This is a genomic window from Novosphingobium sp. G106 (assembly GCF_019075875.1).
In the GTDB taxonomy this organism is placed as follows: Bacteria; Pseudomonadota; Alphaproteobacteria; order Sphingomonadales; family Sphingomonadaceae; genus Novosphingobium.
On record NZ_JAHOOZ010000002.1, the window covers coordinates 36,064 to 56,378 of the forward strand.

The window sequence follows — 20,315 nt, forward strand, 5'->3', positions numbered from 1 at the left end:
CACCCAGAGTCTATTGTCGCGTTCGTACTAGGAATGGCACCGAATCGTACTAGTAATGGACTCGCGACCACAAGGGCTTGCTTCAGAAATGAGACAGGTTCTTTCCTAAAAGGCGGCCATTACTGGTCGCCTTTCTTTTTTTGCGCATCGCCAAAATAATTTTCGTCAGCGGACGCTCATGGTGGCGAAGGCCTGTTTCAGGCAAGCGTTGCGGCGAAAGTCAGGGCAGTCGTGCTCAGAGCGACGGCAAGAACGGTGAGTGCGTGAAAAGCGCGTGTCATATTCGGTCTCCTGGCGGGCCTCCCGACTCGGTCGGCCGTTACCAGAAGGTGATAACCTAGGTTAGTAATAAAGTCAACACACTTATTATAAGCACGACAGGTATGTGCGCGGGCCGCGCCACAGCGAGATTTTCTTTAAACCGCAACGATCGCCCGCTGTTCGGGCGACGATCGAGAAGAGCGATTAACGGCTGCGTTCGCCGGACGATGCGGCGTCGGGCGTAAGAGATCCGCGCGCATTCGAGCCATCGATACGGATTAAGGGCGAGTCGATCCGAAAAAAGTAATCGCATGCCAGCAGGCTTCCGAGCACAAGAAGCAGAACCGCAGGGATGACGCCCGCCAGCCGGACAAGCGCTGTCTCTTGGCGCATCTTCATGAAGATCCACACGATCAGACCCGCTTTGGCCAGCGCGATCCCCATGTTGGCAAGTTGCCGCCAGTTCCCGATCGGCAGGAAGCTCGTCGCTATAGTCATCGACAGGAGGACCAGTAGCGCGACCCAGGTGAGGAAGAGCCGGCGCAGTCGCATCTCAGCGGCTCAGATAGAGGATAGGGAAGAGGAACACCCAGACGACATCAACAAGGTGCCAATAAAGACCGACATTCTCGATGCCGATCTTGCTCGGGGGATCGCTCCGTCGCAGCCGCCACGCGCAGCCGGCGAGCATCGCCACGCCGACCAGGACGTGGAAGGCGTGCAGCCCCGTCGCCACGAAATAGCCGTCCATGAACATGCGTGCGCCGGGCGAACCGAAGTCCTGATAGGGGCCAGCACCCGGCATCAGCCCCTCGCCATATTCCTGATAATATTCGCTGCCCTTGATGATGAGGAACGCGATACCGAGGAGTGCCGCGATCCCCAGCATCCAGGCCGCCAGCCGGTTGCGGTCGAGCGCGCGTGCCTCAGCCCCGATTGCGACCAGCAGGCTGGAAGTCAGCAGCACGGCGGTATTGGCCGACCCCGCAAGAAGGTTGAGGCGCTCGCTGGTCGCAGCGAACGGCGCGGGCTGGAAAGTCCGCAGTGCGAGCAGCCCCATAACGAGCGCCCCGAACAGCATCGCCTCGCTGGCGAGGAATACGACCATGCCCAACCGATCCGCCTCGCGCTGGCGGGCAATATCCGGGAAGGGTTCGTGGCGCGCGATGGTCATGCGATGCTCGAATCATGGCTCAGCGGATAATCGTAGGGCTCGCGCACAACGATGGGCGTGTCCTCAAAATTATGCGTCGGCGGCGGGGAAGGGACGGTCCATTCGAGACCAGTCGCCTTCCACGGATTGGCGCTCGCGGGCTCACCGTGCCGGAGGGAGTAAAGCAGGTAGATAAGCGGCAGTGCATAGCCGAGACCGAGCAGTCCGGCACCGCCGGTCGAGAGGACATGGAGCGTCTGAAATTCCGGCGGGTATTCATGATAGCGGCGCGGCATCCCCATGTAGCCGAGCAGGAACTGGGGGAAGAAGGTCACGTTGAACCCGATGAAGACCAGCACCGCCGAGATGCGTCCCCACACTTCATTATACATCCGCCCGAACATCTTGGGCCACCAGAAGTGCATTGCACCCAGATAAGCCGTCACCGCGCCGCCGACCATGATGTAGTGGAAGTGGGCGACGACGAAATAGGTGTCGTGGACATGGACGTCGATCGCCAGCAGTGCGAGCATCAGCCCGGTGAGTCCGCCCATCACGAACAGTCCGATAAAGCCCATCGCAAACAGGAAGGCGGCGTTGAGGGCGATCGAGCCTTTGTAGAGCGTCGCCGTCCAATTATAGACCTTGATCGCGGAAGGCACGGCGACGACCAGCGACAGGAAAGAAAAAACCGTACTCGCATACATGCTCTGTCCCGACACGAACATGTGGTGCCCCCAGACGAGAAAGCCGACCAAAGCGATCGCGAGCGACGAATAAGCGACGAACCAATAGCCGAAGAGCTTCTTGTGCGCCGCAGCCGGCACCAGTTCGGAGACGACGCCCATCGCGGGCAACACCATGATGTAGACGGCGGGATGGCTGTAGAACCAGAAGAGATGCTGGAACAGCAAGGGATCGCCGCCCAAGGCGGGGTTGAAGATGCCCAGCCCGAACAGGCGCTCGGCCACGACCAGCAGCAAAGTCACGGTCAGCACCGGCGTCGCCAGCACGAGGATCAGCGCGGTCGCGTAATGTGTCCAGACGAACAGCGGCAGGCGGCCCCATGTCATTCCCGGCGCGCGCAGCTTGTGGATGGTGACGATAAAATTGATGCCGGTGAGGATCGACGACCAGCCGGCGATGAAAACGGCGGAGAGCGCCAGCACGACATTGCCGTTGGCATAAGTCGATGAAAGTGGCGTGTAGAAGGTCCAGCCGGTATCGACGCCGCCGAAGATCAAGGCGGCGAGCGTGAATAGGCCGCCGCCCATGAAGATGTACCAGGAGGCAAGGTTCAGACGCGGGAACGCCATATCGCGCGCGCCGATCATCAGCGGGATCAGGAAATTACCGAACACATTCGGGATGGAAGGGATCAGAAAGAACCACACCATGATGACGCCGTGCATGGTGAAGGCGCGGTTATAGCCTTCCGCGGTCAGCAGGGCGCCCTGCGGCGTCAAAAGGTTCAGCCGCATCATAGCCGCAGCCGTCGCGGCGATCGCGAAGAAACCGGTGATGGAAATGAGGTATAGGATCGCGATGCGCTTGTGATCGGTGGTGAGCAGCCAGGAGCGCAGGGAGTTGCCGTCATTCAGATAGCTTTGCGCTTCCGCCGGCGTGTGCAGTGGCGCTGCTTCCTCGCGGGAGGCATCGTGGAGGCCTGCTCTGCTCATGGGTGCTCTCCGGGGACGGTCTTCATCGCGCGGATATAGGCGGCGAGCTGCATCACCTGCTCCTCGCCGATCAGCCCGCGATAGGTTGGCATGATGGGCTTATACCCCGCTGTCACTTGCGCGTTGGGATCGAGGAGGGCGTCGCGCAGATACTGGTCATCCGCGACAATCTGCCGCCCGCCCTCCAGAGTCACCCTCGATCCGTAGAGACCGTTCAGCGAAGGAGCGCGCGTCGTCCCATCACCCGCATGGCAGGCGCCGCAGCCAAGCTTGCGGTAGAGGGTCGCGCCCGCTGTCGCGAGCGAGCCGCCGCTCGCCTGGGTGGACAGCCAGCTGCCATAGGCGCCCGGCTCCATCGCAACGACGCTGCCGCCCATCGTCGCGTGATCGAGCCCGCAAAATTGCGAGCAGAACAGATGATAGGTGCCCGGCCGCGTGGCGGTGAACCACAGTTCCGTATAGCGGCCGGGCAAGACATCCTGCTTCAAGCGCAGCGCCGGAACATAGAGGCTGTGGATCACATCCTGGCTGGTCATCGTCAGTTTGACGGGCTGGCCGATGGGGACATGCAGCGTGTTTATCTCCGACTGACCCTGTGGGTGCTGAAACTTCCACATCCATTGCTTTGCGACGACGCTGATTGGCATCGCGTCCGCAGGCGGCTCATGGATGGAGAAGAACATCTTCGCTGAGACGACGAAGAAGCCGAGGATGAGAAGAAAGGGGATGATCGTCCACGAAACTTCGAGCCAGACATTGCGGTTGGGAGCATGGTCACGGTTCACGTCCTTGCCCCGGCGATAGCGGATCGCAAAGGCGAAGATCAGGACGATGACGGGTCCCGCCAGGAATAGGATCAACAGGCTGAACGCCCCGATCAGCATATCGACATGCTGGGCGTGCGCCGACGCCTGCGGGAGACTGAGGCCGAACAGGTTCAGCATTCGTCCGTCCGTTCGCCGCTCTTCGCCAGCAGGACGTAGAGCAGGATGGCCAGCACGGTGGCGATACAGGCGACGCGGATCAGCCAGGCGATGGCGAGGCTGTAGCGCCCTGTTTCCGGATCATAATGATAGCAGAGCAGGATAAGCCGCTGCACCAAGCCGCCGGTGCGCCCGGCGCGCGCTTGCGTCAGCGCGGCGGTCAGGTCGGCGGGCTCGGGCGCGAGGCCGTAGAGCCAGCGGCTGAACCGCCCGTCCGGCGTCAGCACCGCGGCGGCGGCGGCGTGGGCATATTGGCCGACGCGCGGATCGTAGGCGTAGTGATAGCCGAGTGCATCGGTGACGGCATGGATTGACTTGGCGTTGCCGACCGTGGCGTGGATCCGCCCCGCCAGTTCGGGGTGCCGTTCCACCAGCAGGTCGAGCGCTCGGCGTGCATCGCCGTCACTTTCCGTGGGATCGATCCCGAACGCGATCACGGTCGCATCGCGCCCGCCGATAACATTGCTCATCCGCATCGCGGAGGCGAGTCCGTCGAGCGTGACGCCGCACAGATTGGGGCAATCGTGGAGCACGGGGACGAGCAGGATCGGCTTGCCAGCGCCGATACTGCTGAGCGTGGTTTGCGCGCCCTCCTCATTGCGGAGCGGCACCGACATCGGAATTTGCGCGCCAGGATGCTCGTCGATCCGCGCTTGAGCGAACGGATCGAAGGGGGCGGCAGCGGTCGTACAAACGAGCGCCAGCGCCAGGATCAGCGCGCGGATCATCGGGCCGCATCCCAGCCGGCGGCGGCCGTCTGCCGCATAGCCTGCTCAACGGCCATGCCGCCGGCCTTGCCCTCCAGTCGCGCGCGCGCGTGGGCTTCGATCGTGATCCGGTCGGCCCGTTCGTCGGTCTGCAAAAGGGGGGATGCGGAAGCGGAGGGCGATGCGGCCGATGGCTCACGGAGCGTGCCGAACCAGAGCAACAAACCCGCGACCCCCAGGCAGACCAGGAACACGATGCCAGCGACAGCGGCGATCATCAGGTTCGCGGCCTTGGGATCGACGTCGGAAGCCTCGTAGGTGCGGTGGTCGCCTTTGGCGGGTTTGCCGCGCTGGGTGCGAACCCTGGTCATGCCGGCAGCCGCTCGGCGATGCGCCGATCCAGCAGCAGGCGTTGCGCGGACAGGAAGACCAGCCCCAGCCCGACGACCGCGAGAATATAGAAAGAGAGGGGCTTGAGCCGCACCGCGCCGCCCTGCGGCAGCACGAGCCACGCTGCTTCGAGCACTTTGCCAAGGATCATGGCGAGCGCAATCGCGCGCAGCCAGCGTGCCGATTGGCGGACCTTGGGAGAGAGCAAAATGAGGAACGCCACCGCCTCGATCACCGCAGCAATCGCGATTGAAATGCCCCATCCGCCGACGCCGCGCACCTTATACCAGCCGACGATGGAGGCGAGATCCCCCGACCAGACGATGATGAAGGAGGTGAAAGCGAGATAGATCCAAAGGAGGATCAAGGTGATGAGCAGCGCGCCGAGCGTCTCCGTGCGGCAAGGCTGGCGGCCCAGCAGCGCCCATATCGCGGTCATCAGCGCGACGGTGAACTGGATTGCCAGCGTATAGAGCCCGAACCCGGACGAATGGAACGCGATATCGAGCGAGACCAGCCAGTCGACCGACACGATCGACATCATGGGCGCCAGAAACAGCAGTCCCGCCGACGACAGCGCGACAGCCGATCCGCGCCGGGTGATGAGCGCCCACAGGAGGAGGCCAAGCCCCACGAACAGGATCAGCGTGCGTAGCACGAAGGGCAGGGGGGACAGCCAGGCGCCCCTGAAGCCAGATATGGCCGCTCCAACCCAGGGGTAAAGCAGCGTCATGCCCGCGAGCACCGGCACCATGGCGACGGCTGCGATCGGCAGCGTCAGCGCACCCGCCTCGAAGAAGGGCAGAAGGCTGTGTCCCCAGCGTCCGCCGATTAGCCGGATCATCATCAGGAAGCCGAGCGATCCGATCGGAACACCGCTCCACAGGAATGCCGCCGCCAGCCATGCGCGAAGAGCATCGATGGGTGCTACCGCGATCATGGCGAGCGCCAGCGCAGACAGCAGCAGGCCCGCGATCAGGAGACGGCGCGGCGTCATTGCGGGCCGCTCCGCCGCAGCGCTTCGACATATGCAGCGATCGCCCAGCGGTCGGGCGCGGGCACGCGGTCCGCAAAGCCGTACATCGCGCCTGCGCCGTTGGAGATCGCCTGATAGATTTGTGCCGAGTCCAGCGCTCGCTGATCGGCGGCATGGAAATCGGCGGGACGGGGGAAACCGCGCGCCGGAACAGTGCCGTCTCCCGATCCGTCGAGACCGTGGCACATCGAGCAATAAATGGCATAACGATCGCGCCCGCGCTGGAGCAGCGCCAGCGACATAGGCGGCCGCGCGGCCTGTGATGCCCAAGCCGCCGCATCGCGCGGGATGGTGCCGGCGGGTGGAACCTGCATCGCCTTGCCGTCAGCGAACAGCGCACCAATGCCATAAGCATCGTAGCGTGGCTGCTTTACCATATTATCGCAGCCCGCCAGGAGCAGGGGAGCGAGGAGCAGCCACCTCATCCCCGCACCTCGTCGATGCTGTTCGCGCCGAGCCGTTCGAGCAGCGCGCGCGCCTCTTGGACGGCCTTTTCGTCCTCGTCGTCGATTGCGATGAACAGGAAGAAGCCGTCGCGGGTCGCGCGCTCGAAGCGGTCGATGTCGAACAGGGGGTGGTTATAGCGCGGCAGGCGGTTGAGCACGAAGAGCCCGAAAACCATGAACGATACTGAGAACAGCACCGTCAGCTCGAAGCCGATCAGCGCGAACGCCTGGAGCGATAGGAGCGGCCGTCCGCCGATATTCAGCGGATAGTCGAGATTGGTCGCGATCTGCATCGCATAGGCGCCGATCAGCCCGACCACGCCGCCAATCAGCCCCAGCCAGGGGATGCGATCGTCCTTAAAGCCAAGCGCCTCCGCGACTTCATCGACGGGAAAGGGCGTGAAGGCGTTGACCCGCTTCATGCCCGCTTCCCGCGCGCCGCGCACGGCGGTGACCAGCCGTTCAGGTGTGCCATATTCGCCGAGCAGGCCTCGGGACGGCGGTTCAGCCATCGCTCGCCTCCTTATGTTTTTCTTCCTTGGTCTCGCTCGCCGAAATGACGGGCAGGAAGCGAACGAACAGCAGGAAGGGTACAAGGAAGATGCCGCCCATGCCGGCGAACAATGACCAGTCCCAGAAGCTCGGCATATAATGGCCGTACGAAGAGACCAGCCAGTCACGGTAAAGCGATGTCACCACCAGCATGAAGCGCTCCATCCACATGCCGACAGCGACCGACAGGCTCACCGCGAACAAAAGGCGCGGGCTGCGGCGGTAGCGGCGCCACCAGAGCAATTGCAGCGGGATGAAGTTGAGGATCACCGCACCCCAATAGCTCCACGCATAATGGCCGTAGAGCCGATCGTGCAGCGTCGCCAGTTCCTGGCCGCCCGCATAAAGCGCGTCGAAGACTTCCGAAAAATAGCCGTAGGCCGTCATCATCCCGGTGGCGAGTGTCGCGAGGCCGAGCATGTCGAGATGCCGCAAGGTGACGAGCGCCCGCAAGGGGAGCGCCGCGCGCATGGCGATGGCGATGATGCCGACCACAGCGAAACCCGAGAACGCCGCGCCGAGCACGAAATAGGGCGGAAAGACGGTGCTGTTCCATCCCGGAATCGGCCCCGCCGCGAACAATAACGAGATTTCCGAATGGACCGAGACGACGAGCGGCACCGCGATGGCGGCGGTGATGGCGTAGGCCTGCCGCCAGCGCGCCCAATGGGATGCGTCGCCGCGCCAGCCGAGCGAAATGATCCCGAAGAAGACCTGATAGCCGCGCGACTTCGCCCGATCACGTGCCGAGGCGAGATCGGGCAGGATGCCGAGATACCAGAAGAAGAGCGAGACAATGAGGTAGGTAAGAACTGCGAAGAAATCCCACGTCAGCGGGCTCTTGAACTGCGGCCAGACCTGCATCGAATTGAAATAGGGCGCGATCCAGTAGAAATACCACGGCCGCCCCAAATGGAGGATGGGGTAGAGGCCGGCGCAGACCACCGCGCACAAAGTCATCGCCTCGGCAAAACGATTGAGCGAATTGCGCCAGTTGCGATTGGAAATGAGCAGCAGCGCCGAGATCAGCGTCCCGGCATGACCGATCCCGAGGAACCAGACATAGTTGATGATCGCCATCCCCCAGTTGACAGGAATGGTGTTGCCCCACACCGCAACGCCGTTGCTAAACAGCACGATCACCGAGACGAACCACAAGGCCAGCAACGCAAGCGCGCCTGAGAAGCAGAGCCACCAGCCGCGCCTCGCGGGGAAGGCGAGGGGGAGATCGACGATCTCCTCGCCGACAATATCATATTCCTCGCGAAGCGCCGGCTCTTCAGCCATTGCCGCGCTCCTTGCCGATGCGCGCGCTATAACTGGTGCGTGGCCGGGTATTGGCCTCTTCAAGCAAAGTGTAATCGCGAGGGGATGCCTTGCGTTTGACGACCTCGGCCGCGGGATCGGCAATGTCGCCGAAGCTGATCGCGCCGGTCGGGCAGACCTGCTGGCACGCCGTCTTGACCGCGCCATCGGCGATCGGGTGATCCGCGACCTTGGCGTCGATACGTGCGGCCGAGATGCGCTGGATACAGTAGGTGCATTTCTCCATCACGCCGCGCGCGCGCACCGTGACGTTTGGATTGCGCTGGGCCTTCATGCTCTCCGGCGCATCGCCGGTATAATCGGCCCAGTTGAAGCGCCGCACCTTATAGGGGCAAAAGGACGAACAGGTCCGTGTTCCCACGCAGCGATTGTAGACCTGCAGGTTGAGCCCTTCCGGGCTGTGGACGGCGGCGTTAACCGGACAGCCCATTTCGCATGGCGCATCCTCGCAGTGCATGCAGGGCACTGGCTGGACATGGAGTTTCGGATCGCCCGGATCGCCCTCATAATAGCGATCGACGCGCAGCCAGTGCATGCGGCGGCCGTTTTTGACCTCCTCCCGGCCGACCATCGGGATATTATTCTCGGCATTGCAGGCGGTGACGCAGGCCCCGCAGCCGGTGCACAGATCGAGATCGATCGACATACCCCAATTGGGGCGGGTCAGCGGCTTGTCTTCCCAGAAGCTCGGCGCTGGCTTCTTCGGCGGCTTGGGCACGGTATCGAGATAATCGACGACCCGGACAAGATCGGTGCCGTCGATAGCATGTTCCTCCTGCGCGGCGGCGAGCTTGCGGCGTTTTCCAGTCGGCGTCAGCGTAACGCTGCGCTGATCCATGAGCGGGGCAACGTCGAAGCCGGCATCATGGGCAACCTCGCCGAAGCGGCGGCCATAGCCGCGATGCACGAGCACGGTGTTCGGCGCCTGCCCCGGCATTACCCAGACCGCCCCCGTGACCGATACGCCATCGCTGGATAGCCGAACCTCGTCGCCATCCGCCAGATCATGCTCGGCGGCGAGCGCGGGAGCGATCAGCACCGCATTGTCCCAGGTCAGGGTCGTTACCGGCTTGGGCTGCTCCTGCGCCCAGGGATTATTGGCGAGGCGCCCGTCCCAGATCGTCGGATCGGGACGGACGAGCAGTTCGAGCCCTGTCGGCCGTGCGAACGCGACGGAGGGCAGGAGGCGGACAGAAGGCGGCTGAAACGCCATCCTCGGCGGTTCGGGCGCAATGCCCTTGACCAAGGCCTGGTTCCAGTTGGGCTGGAGCGCCCCCCATGTCGCGGTCCAGGTCTGCTGGACGAGATCATGGTCCGATAGACCGAAAGCGCCGCCGATCGCGGCAAGCAGGGTATGGACAGGACGGACGGCATAGAAGGGCCGCACCAAGGGTTGGCTGATCACGGCCGTGCCATCGGCGGCGCGCCCGTCGGACCAGCTTTCGAGACCGTGCGCGAGGGGCGCATGCCAGCGGCACGCTTGGCCGGTCTCATCGTGCCACAGTCCGGCGTGCAGGCTGAACTCCACCTTGTGCAGCGCAGCCGCGAACGCGGCGCCCTGGCGGGAGGCATAGACCGGATTGGTGTCCAGGATCGCCAGCATGTCCACCTTTCCGGCAGCCATGCTGGTAATCAGGGCGTCGAGCGCGTGGTCGGGATCGGGCGAGGGCCGCAGCGGCTCGCCGAACCGGGAGGTGAGGCCCAGATTGCCCAGTCTCTCGTCGATCGCCCAGCCGAGCGCCTGCGTCTCGGCGGGCTGCTCGCTGCCCACCAGTACCAGTCCGCGCCCTTTCGCTGCGGCGAGCATCTTGGCGGCGCGTTCAATCCATTGCGCTTCCTTCGCACTGAGTGCGGGCGCGCCCTGTGTGACCCCGAATATCCGGGCCAGCGCTGCGACCAGCGCCGGGATGCGCGAGGATTCTGCGACCAGACGATCCAACGAACGGCCGCCGGTAAGCGTGGGAGAAGGTTCGGCGACGAGCAGGCCAGCAAGCCCGTCGCCTTGCTGGAAGGCGCGGCGGCGGGCCGACCAGCGCAGGCTGTTCAGCACTTGATAGGGGCCGGGGCCGAGCGGATCGGCATCGAACGCGACGGTCGCATGCGCGCGATCGAGCAGCGGCATGGCGTCGAGCGCCCGGCCGAATGCCGCGCGCGTCGCTGCGTGAAGCAGGCTATCGTCGACAGGTTCGAAGACATGCCAGCGAGCGGCCGGCCAGCGCGCGAGCAGCGCATCGATCTGGCGCAGCATTGTCGGCGAGGTTGTGGCGCCCGTCAACAGCCGGAAACCTTCGCCCTGTGTCGCGTCCAGTCTTGCCGCACGCGCCGCCAACGCCACGTCGAGGCCATCCCAATCAATCGGCATTCCGCCTTGGCGCGGGGCTTGCGAGCGTTCGGGATCGTAGAGATCGAGCAACGCGGCCTGCGTGAACGCATCAGAAGCACCCCGGCTCGCCGAATGATCGGGATTGCCTTCCAGCTTGGTCGGGCGGCCCACATTGGTGACGCCGAGCACCGGCTGCGCGATCCCCGCAAAGGCAATCGCCGTCGCATAGAGTTGCGGATTGCCGGGAACGAGATGTTCGGGATCTTCCACATAATGCATGGCGCGATCGTCGGGATTAGCCTCGCAACCCGCCAGCCCCGCAAGTGCGAGCGACGCACCGAAGGCGCGCAGCACGTCCCGACGCTGCCAGTCGAGGGAGGCCAATCCCGGAAATTCAGTCGCCAGCGCCTTGCGGAACTCGGGCGAACCGGCGAGTTCGTCGAGCCCACGCCAAAAGCGCCGGCCGCCCTGTCCGTGAAGCTGCGCGAGCGCCTTTTTCCAGCCCGTTTTCATCGGTGGCAGATGTCGCATTTGTCCAGCCGCGCCGGATCGAGGTGATACCGTCGCGCCGCGGCCAGCGCGAAACGCCGATGCGTCGCCTCGTCCCATGGAAGGGAGCTCATGCGTGTGACCTGATCGGTCGGGCCGAGCCTGCCTGCCGGATCGCGGTGGCAATCGAGGCAGAAGCGCATTTCAAACGGGTGGGCGCGCGTGAGCAGGGGCATTTGATCGACGCGGCCGTGACATCTGGTGCAGGCGACGCCGCGATTGATATGGATCTTGTGGTTAAAGAACACGAAGTCCGGGAGCTTGGACACTCGGTTCCATATCAGGGGTTTGCCGCTGGCGAGGCTTTGGCGCACCGGCGCCAGCATCGGTGATCCCGTCCAGATCTGCGAATGACAGGTCATGCAGACATGCGTGGAGGGAAAGCCGGCGTGCGCACTGCTTTCGACGGTCGCGTGGCAGAACCGGCAATCGATCCCGAGCCCGGCGACATGATGCTTATGGCTGAAGGGAACGGGCTGATCGACGACCCACCCGACCTTGCTTTGATAGCCCGACCTGGCGGCGACCGGTCCGAGCAACACCACGCCGATCAGTAAGAGGAGGCTTCCAGCAAGCACCAGCCGCGCGAAGGTATCGGCTGAAGGTTTGAAAATCTGCGCCATCAGCTCGTCGGACGCCGGCAGCCGACAGCGCCGGGGAATACGGTGCTCGCCGATCCGGGCGCGCTATCGCACGGGCCCCCGAAAGTGGTTGGCTTTGCAAGCACCTCCACATCGCCATTTTTCGGAAATAGGATCGTATTACGATATAATTGAAAGGGGCTCACATTGCCAGCCTCCATCTCGTCAACGCCGGTGCATTTTGGCCCCGGAGGAAATTCTGACCGAATTGGATCGCAGTGCTCGCGATCCAATGAACCTAGATCGCCGCGCTAGTAAGGCGAACCGAGCATATGTATCCGCCCGCGAGATTGAAGTTTTGTGCCGTAGTTCAGCTTCGCACCCGGCTGTCAGCCGGAACGAGGCTGCAGAGGCGCTGCTCGGCGCGAAGCAATGAACACTCCCGAGCCACATCCTGTTCAATCAGCTTGGCAAAGCATAGGCAATGACGCTGTCGCCTTCAGGCGTTTCCATGAAATGATGCCCGCCAGCGAAGATCACCAGGTATTCGCGGCCGTCCTGCTGATACAGTATCGGGGTCGCTTGGCCGCCCGCAGGCAGAGGCGCGGACCAAACGGTCTTGCCGGTGCGAAGGTCGATCGCTCTGATGAGATCGTCGGTCGCGGCGGCAATGAACACCAGGCCGCTGGCTGTTGTTACCGCGCCGCCGTTGTTGGGCGTGCCAATCGTGAACGGCAGAGCGGTTGGCACATTGAACGGGCCGTTGCGGCGGGCCGTACCAATCGGCCGGTCCCACAGAGTCTTGCCGGTGGCAATATCGATGGCGCGGATGCCGCCGTAAGGTGGGCGCTTGCACATCAGGCCGGTAAACGGCATCCGCCAGCCTGCGTTGACGTCGATCGCATAGGGTACGCCCCACTGCGGATCGACGGAATGCGACTTGGGGGAGATTTTCTTTGAAGCGAAACGCGGCTTGATGTCGCGCTTGTCGGCTTCGGCCCGAGGCATCAATCGCAGGTAGTTGGGCATATCGTTGTAATTGGCGACAATGATGCCGCGCACGGGATCAATCGAGACACCGCCCCAGTCGCTGCCACCGTTATAGCCCGGATACTCGACGCTGTGCCGGTTAACGCTCGGTGGCGTGAAATAGCCGCGATAGTCTGCGCGGCGGAACTGGATACGGCAAATCATCTGGTCGATCGGCGACATGCCCCACATGTCCGCCTCGGTCAGCGGCGGCCGGCGCAAGGTTTGCCACAGCGACACGATCTGCCGCGGCGCCCGTTCTTGCGGCTCAGCACCGCCTTGCGGAGCGGCGATCGAGCCGATCGGCGTCAGCGCCCGTCCCGTGGCACGGTCAAGAATATAGATATCGCCCTGCTTAGAAGGCACCAGTACAGCCGGGGTGCCCCTGTAATCGATCAACGAAGGTGGACTGCCCAGGTCATAGTCCCAGACATCCTTCTTGACGGCCTGGAAGCTCCAGCGCGGCTTGCCCGTAGTGACATCGAGCGCGACGACCGAACTGGAGTAGGCATTTTCGACCGGCGTCCGCCCGCCCGACCAGTAATCATCGGCGACATTGCCAAGTGGCAGGTAGACTAGGCCCAACTTTTCGTCGCCCGCGCTAGTCGTCCACATGTTCGGCGTGCCGCGAGCCCAAGCCTGGCCGGGGGGCGGATAACCGCTCCAGTCGGGATGCGCCATGTCCCAGGCCCAAGCCAATTTACCTGTCTTCGCATCGAACCCTTGTATCACGCCCGAAGGGGCTTGCCGGTACTGCCCGTCGAGGATTTGGTGGCCAACGACGATGATGCCACGCACGATAGTTGGGGCCGAATTGATCGAGGCCAGGCCCGGATAGACCTGACCCATGCCGATCTTGGTATCCTGCTCGCCGGTGCCGTTAAATTCCGTACACGGCTTGCCGGAAAGGGCATCGAGCGCAAGGAGTCGGGAATCCAGCGTCCCCTCGATCACTCGTAGGGCACAGGGCGAGCCAGGCGTCTCGCCCGGAACCTGATACACCGCGACGCCCCGGCAAGCGGTCGTATAGGGAATCCATTCGTCCGCCACCTTCGGATCGTGGCGCCAGACGACGTGTCCCGAGCCGGCATCGAGCGCGACGACAATGTTTTTCGCAGTGCACGAGTAGAGCAGATTGCCGATCTTGATCGGCGTGTTTTCGGTACCGTAGAGCTTGCGGTAGTCGGCATTCATCGGCGTGCCGCCCGTATGGGTTTCCCAGACTTTTCGCAGCTTGCCAACATTGCTGGGGCTGATCTGGTTCAGCGGAGAGTACCGCCAATTGGCGTAGGTACCGCCATAGGTGGGCCAATCTTTTCCCGTGGCCATGCCTGAAGGATCGGCCATCCCTTGCGAACTCTGTGCCGGTAGCGCGAGCGCGGGACTATCGCTGCCGCCGCTCAACATGCCGAAGCATAGTATCACCGCCACGGTGCCGATCGCGATGCCGCCGCCCGACCATTTCCAACGATGGGGTGAAACGGTCAGTGTCGGCATCACGAGCAGCACTGCCACGAGAAGGACGAATGGTGCGATAAGCCACGGTATCATCGCCCATGCATTGCCGCGTGACTCAGCAAGGCCCCACAGCACGCTCAGGGCGAAGAGACCGCAATATATCCAGACACCGATCAATCGACGGCGAAACAGCAACCATGCGCTTGCGAGCAGTAAGATGCCCGCGAGCATGTAGTATGGCGATCCAGCGAGAAATATGAGCCAAGCGCCGCCAACAATTAGGATCGCGCCGATAATAGCTATCAAGACTGCCAGAGCCATAGCAGGCCAACCGCGTCCCATGCGCGTCATCCTTATTTGCCCTGCCAAGCACCCTGTCGTGCGTCGCAGTCCAGTAACGATCGTAGGGCGGGGCTGTTCCGCGCCCACCGCGCGGCACCCTAAATCACGCTAGACCCACATCCGAGTAACCGCTCCCGCTATTCGAGAAGGTCCTTCACCGGTTCGTTGCCTTTGACGGCATCCGCCGCGATCTGTCTTGCGCGGAGACAATGCTCTATAGCGCTATCGCTGCAGCCTCGCGCAGCCCTTTGCGGATGCGCGCCATCACGCCATTGATCTGCTTTGGCCGAGTGCGCCACCTAAGCAGAGTAGGCGAATTCGGGGCTATCTGGGACGAGTGCGAGCCTCCCTTCCGTAAGATACGAACTAATGAATCCTTCTCGGAAGTAACCGCTACCGCCAGTCGCGAGGATATAGTCCGAGAGCAAATGGACCATAACTGATTAATACGGCTGTGTTCGCCGATCCCGAAAGACGGCCTTGTAGCTCGCTGCGAAATTCTCGCCCCAGTCAATTTCGACCTTATCCTCAGGTGACAGCTGCACGTTTGTTGGAATGGTCCGGACCGACACGAGTTTTTCCTCGAACAGCAATGCCGCAACGATGTTGGGGCGCCCAGAAGCTGCATGAACGACCGCAGCGGCGAGCGAGCCGTCCAGAACCTGTTCGATAAGCCCCTGAGCCGTGTCGATTTGAGTGGTCACCGTAAACTCGTGACACTCCCTGCACATCCCTAATAGCCAATGGCTCAAAAGAGGGCTCCATAGGCTGAGTTCGGCGCCCACAGTGACCACGGTTTCGCGTCCTGGAGGGAGCGCAACAGCCCGCCGCGCGCCCTCCCAAATCTGCACAAGCGTCGTGGCGAAGCGCAGGAATTGCTCTCCGGCCGCGGTAAGCTTGGTCCCCGCCTTGTCGCGACAAACGCAGGGCGATCAAGTTGCTCCTCGTGCACGCGACTGCGCGCGCTGACCGTCCTCTGACTAAGATTCAATTTCGAGGCCGCGCCGACAAAACTTCCTTTTTGACGACCCCCAGGAATCGGGCAATGGCCCAGATCAAAATATTTCATGGAAAGGTGCAATAATATTCATTTGTCTGATGGGATTAAGCGCGAGCATCTTCACGGTCTACAGTGGTGACCTGCCAGATTTGGGACCTAAGCGATGAAGCCTTTTGGAGTACCTCGGCCACGATCCACACCCGTCGCGCCGAAGGACTTCGCAAGCATTCTCTGGGGCGTATTGTCCGGATTAGTTGCTTTCGCCCTTTATCTGCCTTTCTCGGAAGGCGTCGTCGGCCCCGGGATTCTTTGGGCAGTTCTCGGGATGGCACTGGCGGCCTCCGTCTTTACCCTAAATGGCCTTGGATGGGGTGCACGGCCTGAAAAACGAAATCCTTGGGCTGCTCGCTGCAAAGTTATCGAGATTTTGCCACCTCGCGATGTCCTCGCCATTTGGCCGGAAGCGAAAGATTTCAGTGCGCGCAAGTTTGAGCCGAATTTCGATGATTCGCCGCACAGAAACACGAGCACGCCGAGGGCAAAGGGATGACTATCCAGCTAGGTCAGATTGCTCCGGATTTTGAGCAGGATTCGACCCAGGGCAGAATCCGCTTCCACGAATGGCTAGGTCCCAGTTGGGGAATTCTGTTCTCCCATCCCAAGAACTTCACTCCCGTATGTACGACGGAGCTGGGTGAAGTGGCGCGGCTTGGCCCGGAATGGGAAAAGCGAGGCGTCAAGCCGATCGGGCTATCTGTCGATCCGATCGAAGCCCATCTGCGATGGGAGGCAGACATTGCGGAAACGCAGGGACATGCGCTGGATTTCCCGATGATCGCAGATGCTGATGGCATGGTCGCCAGGTTATACGAAATGATCCATCCCGAGAGCGACCCGGCTTTGACGGTACGATCGGTTTTCGTGATCGATTCTGCCAAGAAAGTGCGTCTCATCCTGACCTATCCGCCGAGCACGGGGCGCAATTTTGCAGAAATACTTCGGGCGATCGACAGTCTGCAGCTAACCGACGCACAGAGCGTCGCGACGCCGGTGAACTGGAATCCTGGCGATAAGGTGGTGATCTCGCCGAAACTGTCCGACGAAGAAGCCTCACGGCGCTTTCCGCAAGGATACCAAACACTGAAGCCCTATCTGCGGATGGTAGATCTGCAATCGCCTGGCAATGATTGACTTGGGTCCCGAGCAAAACGCGGGCTGGTCGCCGACGCCCCAGAACAGCGGCAGGGTTTCTGACTTGCTATCGCGCCACGATCTTATCTGCGCCGCCATTGTCGGCTGCGCGCGTGCCACTCAGCCGGATCGGCACCTCGACGCCCTCATCGCCCTGGCAGTCTTTCCTGGCTTGGCGGAGCTGCGCAGGCTCGGCGCAGGCGTGTGGCTCCGCCCGGATGGTTCGCGCGTACGCGCACTTCGCTATTCAAGCTTACCGGCAGCCGCAAAAACATTGGTGCCATCAGGATATTGGATCGAATCCACATGTACCGGGGTGATTGTCGTCGGTGCCGAAGGTGCCTGGAGCGGACGTCATGCGATCGAGGCCATCTCGATCTGCCTGGCCGCACTTCGCGCTCGCGACGCAATTTGCGATTGCGAGGACTCCACTCACGCCTTTTTTCAGGAGAATATCCATGGCTGATCAAGGCTTGCGTGGGGCCGCCGAAAGCATCGACAAGTCACCGCCCCGCTTTCCTCTTCCACCGCTCCCCTACGGATATGGCGACCTGGAACCCGTCATTTCAGCGCGAGCACTGGAAATCCATCACGCCAAGCACCACGCTCGTTACGTGGAAACGATGAACCGTGTCCTCACCGAAACGCAGACGGTAGTCGCTTCGGTTGAAGATGCGGTGCGGATCGCGCAAAGGCGCGGGCAAGCGACGCTGTTCAACAATGCGGCACAGACCTGGAACCACGCCTTCTTCTGGCAAAGCATGCAACGCGAGACGTGGCAACCGGCGGGTAGGCTTGCCGAGGCAATTGCGTCGACTTTCGGAAGTGTCGAAACGCTCGGAAAACGCTTTGCCGCGGAGGGCGCCGGACACTTCGGGTCAGGCTGGGTCTGGCTTATCGCGCAAGGACGCGAACTTCTGGTGCTGTCGACACATGATGGCATCACGCCGATTACAAACGAGGGCGTGATCCCGTTGCTGACCTGCGACGTTTGGGAACACGCCTACTATCTCGATTATCAGCAAGACCGGGCGAAGTGGCTCGGTACCTGGTGGGACCAGCTTGCAAACTGGCGTTTTGCCGAGAGGCAATACGAAGCGGCGTTGGGACAAGGTGAGAGCTGGCGTTTCCCTGAACGTTTCACTCGATAGGGCGGATGCGACATGTACAAATATGACGAATACGATCAGGCCATGGTCGATGCCCGGGTCGAGGAATTCCGCGACCAGACACGCCGCCGGATCGAGGGCCAACTGACCGACGACCAGTTCAAGCCGCTGCGGCTCAAGAACGGTCTCTACTTGCAACTCCACGCCTACATGCTGCGCGTGGCCATTCCCTACGGCACGCTCAATTCGGCGCAGATGCGCAAGCTGGCGCATATCGCGCGCAAGTATGACCGCGGCTATGGTCATTTCACGACGCGGCAAAACATCCAGTACAACTGGATCAAGCTTGTGGAGGCGCCCGATATCCTGGCCGAGCTGGCAACGGTCGAGATGCACGCCATTCAGACCAGCGGCGAGAGCATCCGCAATCTCTCGGCCGATCACTACGCCGGGGCCGCCGCCGACGAAATCTGCGATCCGCGTCCTTGGGCTGAGCTGATACGCCAGGCGACCACGTTCCATCCCGAATTCAGCTACCTCCCGCGGAAATTCAAGATCGCAGTGATCGCCGCGAGCGAAGATCGCGCTGCACTGCGCTGGCATGACTGCGCCCTGCGCATTGTCGAGAACGAGAAAGGCGAGCAGGGCTTCGAGGTCTATGCCGGCGGAGGCATGGGCCGCACCCCGATCATCGCATTTCTGATCCGTGAGTTCTGCCCGGCTAGTCAGATCTTCTCTTATATCCAGGCAATCCTGCGCGTCTGGAACCTCCACGCACGGCGTGACAATATTCATAAGCAGCGAATGAAGATCCTCGTCCACGAACTCGGCGAAGAGGAATTTCGCCGTCAGGTCGAGGCCGAGTTCCAGCACTTCCTGACGCTAGGCAGTGACTTCCCGCAGGCCGAGTACGACCGCATCGCCGCGCATTTCGTGCCCCCCGCCGTTCGAGACCGGACTTTCCCACGAGATTGACCGTTCTGATCCAGATTTCGCGCTTTGGTGCGACCGCCAAGTCGCGCTGCACAAGGCACCTGGCTATGCGATTGTCAACATCAGCCTCAAGCCGGTCGGCGGCATCACCGGCGACATCTCGGCTGACCAGATGGATGTCGTCGCCGATCTCGCCGAGCGCTACAGCTTCGACGATCTGCGCTCGACGCATGTCCAGAACCTCGTGCTGCCGCATGTCCGCAAGCAGGATCTCTACGCAGTCTGGCAAGCGCTCGACGCGGCGGGGCTGGCGAGCGTGAACCTTGGCCTCGTCACCGATATAATTGCCTGCCCTGGGCTCGACTATTGCAGTCTTGCCAATGCGCGCTCGATCCCAGTCGCGCAGAGGATCGCCGAGCGCTTTGCCGATCTCGATCGACAGCTCGACCTCGGGGAGATCAAGATCAAGATATCAGGCTGCATCAATGCCTGCGGCCACCATCATGCGGCGCACATCGGTATCCTGGGCGTCGACCGTAAGGGCACCGAGAACTATCAGCTGCTGCTCGGCGGTTCGGGCGCAGAGGACGCCTCGCAGGCAAAGATTACTGGGCCGGGTTTCGACGAGGCAGGGATCGTCGACGCGGTTGAGCGTACTATCGAGCGATATCGCGATATCCGCGAACCGGGCGAGCGCTTCCTCGATTGCTACCGCCGCGTTGGCATGGATCCATTCAAGGAGGCGATCTATGGGTGATCCGCTGCGCTTTCGCTACGACCAAGCGCCCGACGAACCTGCGGTTTCGCTGGATGCCTTCCTTGATCAGAAGGATGCCTCTTCGGTGCTGCTCGAGGCGGGCGACGACGTACGTCTGCTCTTGCCAGAACTAGGCCGAGTGCGGCTCGTCGAGATCGACTTCCCGCGATTTCGCGATGGACGCGGTTTTTCGAGTGCAAGCATATTGCGCGAGGCGGGCTACACCGGTGAAATCAGGGCAGTCGGCGACGTGCTGGTCGATTTGCTCTTCTTCATGCGTCGGTGCGGCTTCGACAGTTTCGAGCCCGACGTTGCATTTGACCCGCCCACGATCGAAGCGGCTCTGAGCCGCTATCCGGAAGTATATCAATCGGCCACCGACGGACGCGCGCCGATCTGGGCTCAGCGACATCTCCGCCAACAACAGGTCTGATTTCGAGGACGGAACGTTGAGCGTGAAGCAAGTAGAGCCGCGTTCCAAGCTACGGGACGGAGCTACCCGCGCTCGAT

18 protein-coding genes and 2 pseudogenes are annotated in these 20,315 nt (G+C 62.2%); 6 read left to right on the forward strand and 14 right to left on the reverse strand.

Features of this window, described 5'->3' with window-relative positions; genetic code table 11:
- Nucleotides 1-465: 465 nt before the first annotated feature.
- The 14 genes and pseudogenes from KRR38_RS30350 to KRR38_RS37970 all read right to left on the reverse strand — a co-directional run bounded on the left by KRR38_RS30350 (nt 466) and on the right by KRR38_RS37970 (nt 15,874).
- Nucleotides 466-813 (reverse strand): cytochrome C oxidase subunit IV family protein, encoded by a 348-nt coding sequence (locus KRR38_RS30350; RefSeq protein ID WP_217407572.1) that lies wholly within the window; start codon nt 811-813, stop codon nt 466-468.
- Between the two features lies 1 nt (nt 814).
- Nucleotides 815-1,435 (reverse strand): cytochrome c oxidase subunit 3, encoded by a 621-nt coding sequence (locus KRR38_RS30355; protein WP_217407573.1) that lies wholly within the window; start codon nt 1,433-1,435, stop codon nt 815-817.
- The gene (ctaD, locus tag KRR38_RS30360; protein WP_217407574.1) at nt 1,432-3,093 is read right to left on the reverse strand and encodes a cytochrome c oxidase subunit I; all 1,662 of its coding nucleotides are present in this window, start codon (nt 3,091-3,093) and stop codon (nt 1,432-1,434) included. The genes KRR38_RS30355 and ctaD overlap by 4 nt, the downstream gene beginning before the upstream one ends.
- On the reverse strand, nt 3,090-4,037 hold the full coding sequence (coxB, locus tag KRR38_RS30365; RefSeq protein WP_217407575.1) for a cytochrome c oxidase subunit II: 948 nt from the start codon (nt 4,035-4,037) through the stop codon (nt 3,090-3,092). Before coxB ends, ctaD begins: the two co-directional genes overlap by 4 nt.
- On the reverse strand, nt 4,031-4,804 hold the full coding sequence (locus KRR38_RS30370) for an SCO family protein (RefSeq protein ID WP_217407576.1): 774 nt from the start codon (nt 4,802-4,804) through the stop codon (nt 4,031-4,033). The genes coxB and KRR38_RS30370 overlap by 7 nt, the downstream gene beginning before the upstream one ends.
- Entirely contained in the window at nt 4,801-5,154 is a 354-nt protein-coding gene (locus KRR38_RS30375) for a hypothetical protein (protein ID WP_217407577.1), read from the reverse strand. Before KRR38_RS30375 ends, KRR38_RS30370 begins: the two co-directional genes overlap by 4 nt.
- The gene (locus tag KRR38_RS30380) at nt 5,151-6,170 is read right to left on the reverse strand and encodes a hypothetical protein (RefSeq protein WP_217407578.1); all 1,020 of its coding nucleotides are present in this window, start codon (nt 6,168-6,170) and stop codon (nt 5,151-5,153) included. Before KRR38_RS30380 ends, KRR38_RS30375 begins: the two co-directional genes overlap by 4 nt.
- Complete coding sequence (locus KRR38_RS30385) at nt 6,167-6,634, reverse strand: cytochrome c (protein WP_217407579.1); 468 nt, start codon at nt 6,632-6,634, stop codon at nt 6,167-6,169. Before KRR38_RS30385 ends, KRR38_RS30380 begins: the two co-directional genes overlap by 4 nt.
- Nucleotides 6,631-7,167, reverse strand: coding sequence for a DUF3341 domain-containing protein (locus KRR38_RS30390; RefSeq protein ID WP_217407580.1), 537 nt, complete (start codon nt 7,165-7,167; stop codon nt 6,631-6,633). Before KRR38_RS30390 ends, KRR38_RS30385 begins: the two co-directional genes overlap by 4 nt.
- Nucleotides 7,160-8,494, reverse strand: a complete 1,335-nt coding sequence (nrfD, locus tag KRR38_RS30395) for an NrfD/PsrC family molybdoenzyme membrane anchor subunit (RefSeq protein ID WP_217407581.1) — start codon at nt 8,492-8,494, stop codon at nt 7,160-7,162. Before nrfD ends, KRR38_RS30390 begins: the two co-directional genes overlap by 8 nt.
- Nucleotides 8,487-11,387 (reverse strand): TAT-variant-translocated molybdopterin oxidoreductase, encoded by a 2,901-nt coding sequence (locus tag KRR38_RS30400; protein ID WP_254515776.1) that lies wholly within the window; start codon nt 11,385-11,387, stop codon nt 8,487-8,489. The genes nrfD and KRR38_RS30400 overlap by 8 nt, the downstream gene beginning before the upstream one ends.
- Nucleotides 11,366-12,028: a cytochrome c3 family protein gene (locus KRR38_RS30405; protein WP_254515777.1), complete on the reverse strand. Its 663-nt coding sequence runs from the start codon at nt 12,026-12,028 to the stop codon at nt 11,366-11,368. The genes KRR38_RS30400 and KRR38_RS30405 overlap by 22 nt, the downstream gene beginning before the upstream one ends.
- Before the next feature lie 420 nt (nt 12,029-12,448).
- Nucleotides 12,449-14,824, reverse strand: a complete 2,376-nt coding sequence (locus KRR38_RS30410) for a membrane-bound PQQ-dependent dehydrogenase, glucose/quinate/shikimate family (protein WP_217407833.1) — start codon at nt 14,822-14,824, stop codon at nt 12,449-12,451.
- Between the two features lie 205 nt (nt 14,825-15,029).
- A pseudogene (locus tag KRR38_RS37970) lies at nt 15,030-15,874 on the reverse strand (LysR family transcriptional regulator).
- A gap of 104 nt (nt 15,875-15,978) precedes the next feature.
- On the opposite strand from KRR38_RS37970, the gene KRR38_RS30420 reads away from it, so the two are divergent.
- The 6 genes and pseudogenes from KRR38_RS30420 (at nt 15,979) to KRR38_RS30445 (ending at nt 20,238) form a co-directional block, all read left to right on the forward strand.
- On the forward strand, nt 15,979-16,365 hold the full coding sequence (locus tag KRR38_RS30420; RefSeq protein WP_217407582.1) for a hypothetical protein: 387 nt from the start codon (nt 15,979-15,981) through the stop codon (nt 16,363-16,365).
- Nucleotides 16,362-17,006 (forward strand): peroxiredoxin, encoded by a 645-nt coding sequence (locus tag KRR38_RS30425; protein WP_217407583.1) that lies wholly within the window; start codon nt 16,362-16,364, stop codon nt 17,004-17,006. Before KRR38_RS30420 ends, KRR38_RS30425 begins: the two co-directional genes overlap by 4 nt.
- Nucleotides 16,999-17,472 (forward strand): hypothetical protein, encoded by a 474-nt coding sequence (locus tag KRR38_RS30430; RefSeq protein ID WP_254515779.1) that lies wholly within the window; start codon nt 16,999-17,001, stop codon nt 17,470-17,472. Before KRR38_RS30425 ends, KRR38_RS30430 begins: the two co-directional genes overlap by 8 nt.
- Entirely contained in the window at nt 17,465-18,157 is a 693-nt protein-coding gene (locus KRR38_RS30435) for a superoxide dismutase (RefSeq protein WP_217407584.1), read from the forward strand. The genes KRR38_RS30430 and KRR38_RS30435 overlap by 8 nt, the downstream gene beginning before the upstream one ends.
- A gap of 12 nt (nt 18,158-18,169) precedes the next feature.
- A pseudogene (locus KRR38_RS30440) lies at nt 18,170-19,805 on the forward strand (nitrite/sulfite reductase).
- Entirely contained in the window at nt 19,798-20,238 is a 441-nt protein-coding gene (locus KRR38_RS30445; protein ID WP_217407585.1) for a DUF934 domain-containing protein, read from the forward strand. The pseudogene KRR38_RS30440 and the gene KRR38_RS30445 overlap by 8 nt, the downstream one beginning before the upstream one ends.
- The last annotated feature ends 77 nt before the right edge of the window (nt 20,239-20,315 follow it).

Excerpts from the sequence above, each read along its gene's own strand:
- KRR38_RS30350 (WP_217407572.1), bottom strand. The coding sequence starts at position 813 with ATGCGACTGCGCCGGCTCTTCCTCACCTGGGTCGCGCTACTGGTCCTC.
- KRR38_RS30355 (WP_217407573.1), bottom strand. The coding sequence starts at position 1,435 with ATGACCATCGCGCGCCACGAACCCTTCCCGGATATTGCCCGCCAGCGC.
- ctaD (WP_217407574.1), bottom strand. The coding sequence starts at position 3,093 with ATGAGCAGAGCAGGCCTCCACGATGCCTCCCGCGAGGAAGCAGCGCCA.
- coxB (WP_217407575.1), bottom strand. The coding sequence starts at position 4,037 with ATGCTGAACCTGTTCGGCCTCAGTCTCCCGCAGGCGTCGGCGCACGCC.
- KRR38_RS30370 (WP_217407576.1), bottom strand. The coding sequence starts at position 4,804 with ATGATCCGCGCGCTGATCCTGGCGCTGGCGCTCGTTTGTACGACCGCT.
- KRR38_RS30375 (WP_217407577.1), bottom strand. The coding sequence starts at position 5,154 with ATGACCAGGGTTCGCACCCAGCGCGGCAAACCCGCCAAAGGCGACCAC.
- KRR38_RS30380 (WP_217407578.1), bottom strand. The coding sequence starts at position 6,170 with ATGACGCCGCGCCGTCTCCTGATCGCGGGCCTGCTGCTGTCTGCGCTG.
- KRR38_RS30385 (WP_217407579.1), bottom strand. The coding sequence starts at position 6,634 with ATGAGGTGGCTGCTCCTCGCTCCCCTGCTCCTGGCGGGCTGCGATAAT.
- KRR38_RS30390 (WP_217407580.1), bottom strand. The coding sequence starts at position 7,167 with ATGGCTGAACCGCCGTCCCGAGGCCTGCTCGGCGAATATGGCACACCT.
- nrfD (WP_217407581.1), bottom strand. The coding sequence starts at position 8,494 with ATGGCTGAAGAGCCGGCGCTTCGCGAGGAATATGATATTGTCGGCGAG.
- KRR38_RS30400 (WP_254515776.1), bottom strand. The coding sequence starts at position 11,387 with ATGCGACATCTGCCACCGATGAAAACGGGCTGGAAAAAGGCGCTCGCG.
- KRR38_RS30405 (WP_254515777.1), bottom strand. The coding sequence starts at position 12,028 with ATGGCGCAGATTTTCAAACCTTCAGCCGATACCTTCGCGCGGCTGGTG.
- KRR38_RS30410 (WP_217407833.1), bottom strand. The coding sequence starts at position 14,824 with ATGACGCGCATGGGACGCGGTTGGCCTGCTATGGCTCTGGCAGTCTTG.
- KRR38_RS30420 (WP_217407582.1), top strand. The coding sequence starts at position 15,979 with ATGAAGCCTTTTGGAGTACCTCGGCCACGATCCACACCCGTCGCGCCG.
- KRR38_RS30425 (WP_217407583.1), top strand. The coding sequence starts at position 16,362 with ATGACTATCCAGCTAGGTCAGATTGCTCCGGATTTTGAGCAGGATTCG.
- KRR38_RS30430 (WP_254515779.1), top strand. The coding sequence starts at position 16,999 with ATGATTGACTTGGGTCCCGAGCAAAACGCGGGCTGGTCGCCGACGCCC.
- KRR38_RS30435 (WP_217407584.1), top strand. The coding sequence starts at position 17,465 with ATGGCTGATCAAGGCTTGCGTGGGGCCGCCGAAAGCATCGACAAGTCA.
- KRR38_RS30445 (WP_217407585.1), top strand. The coding sequence starts at position 19,798 with ATGGGTGATCCGCTGCGCTTTCGCTACGACCAAGCGCCCGACGAACCT.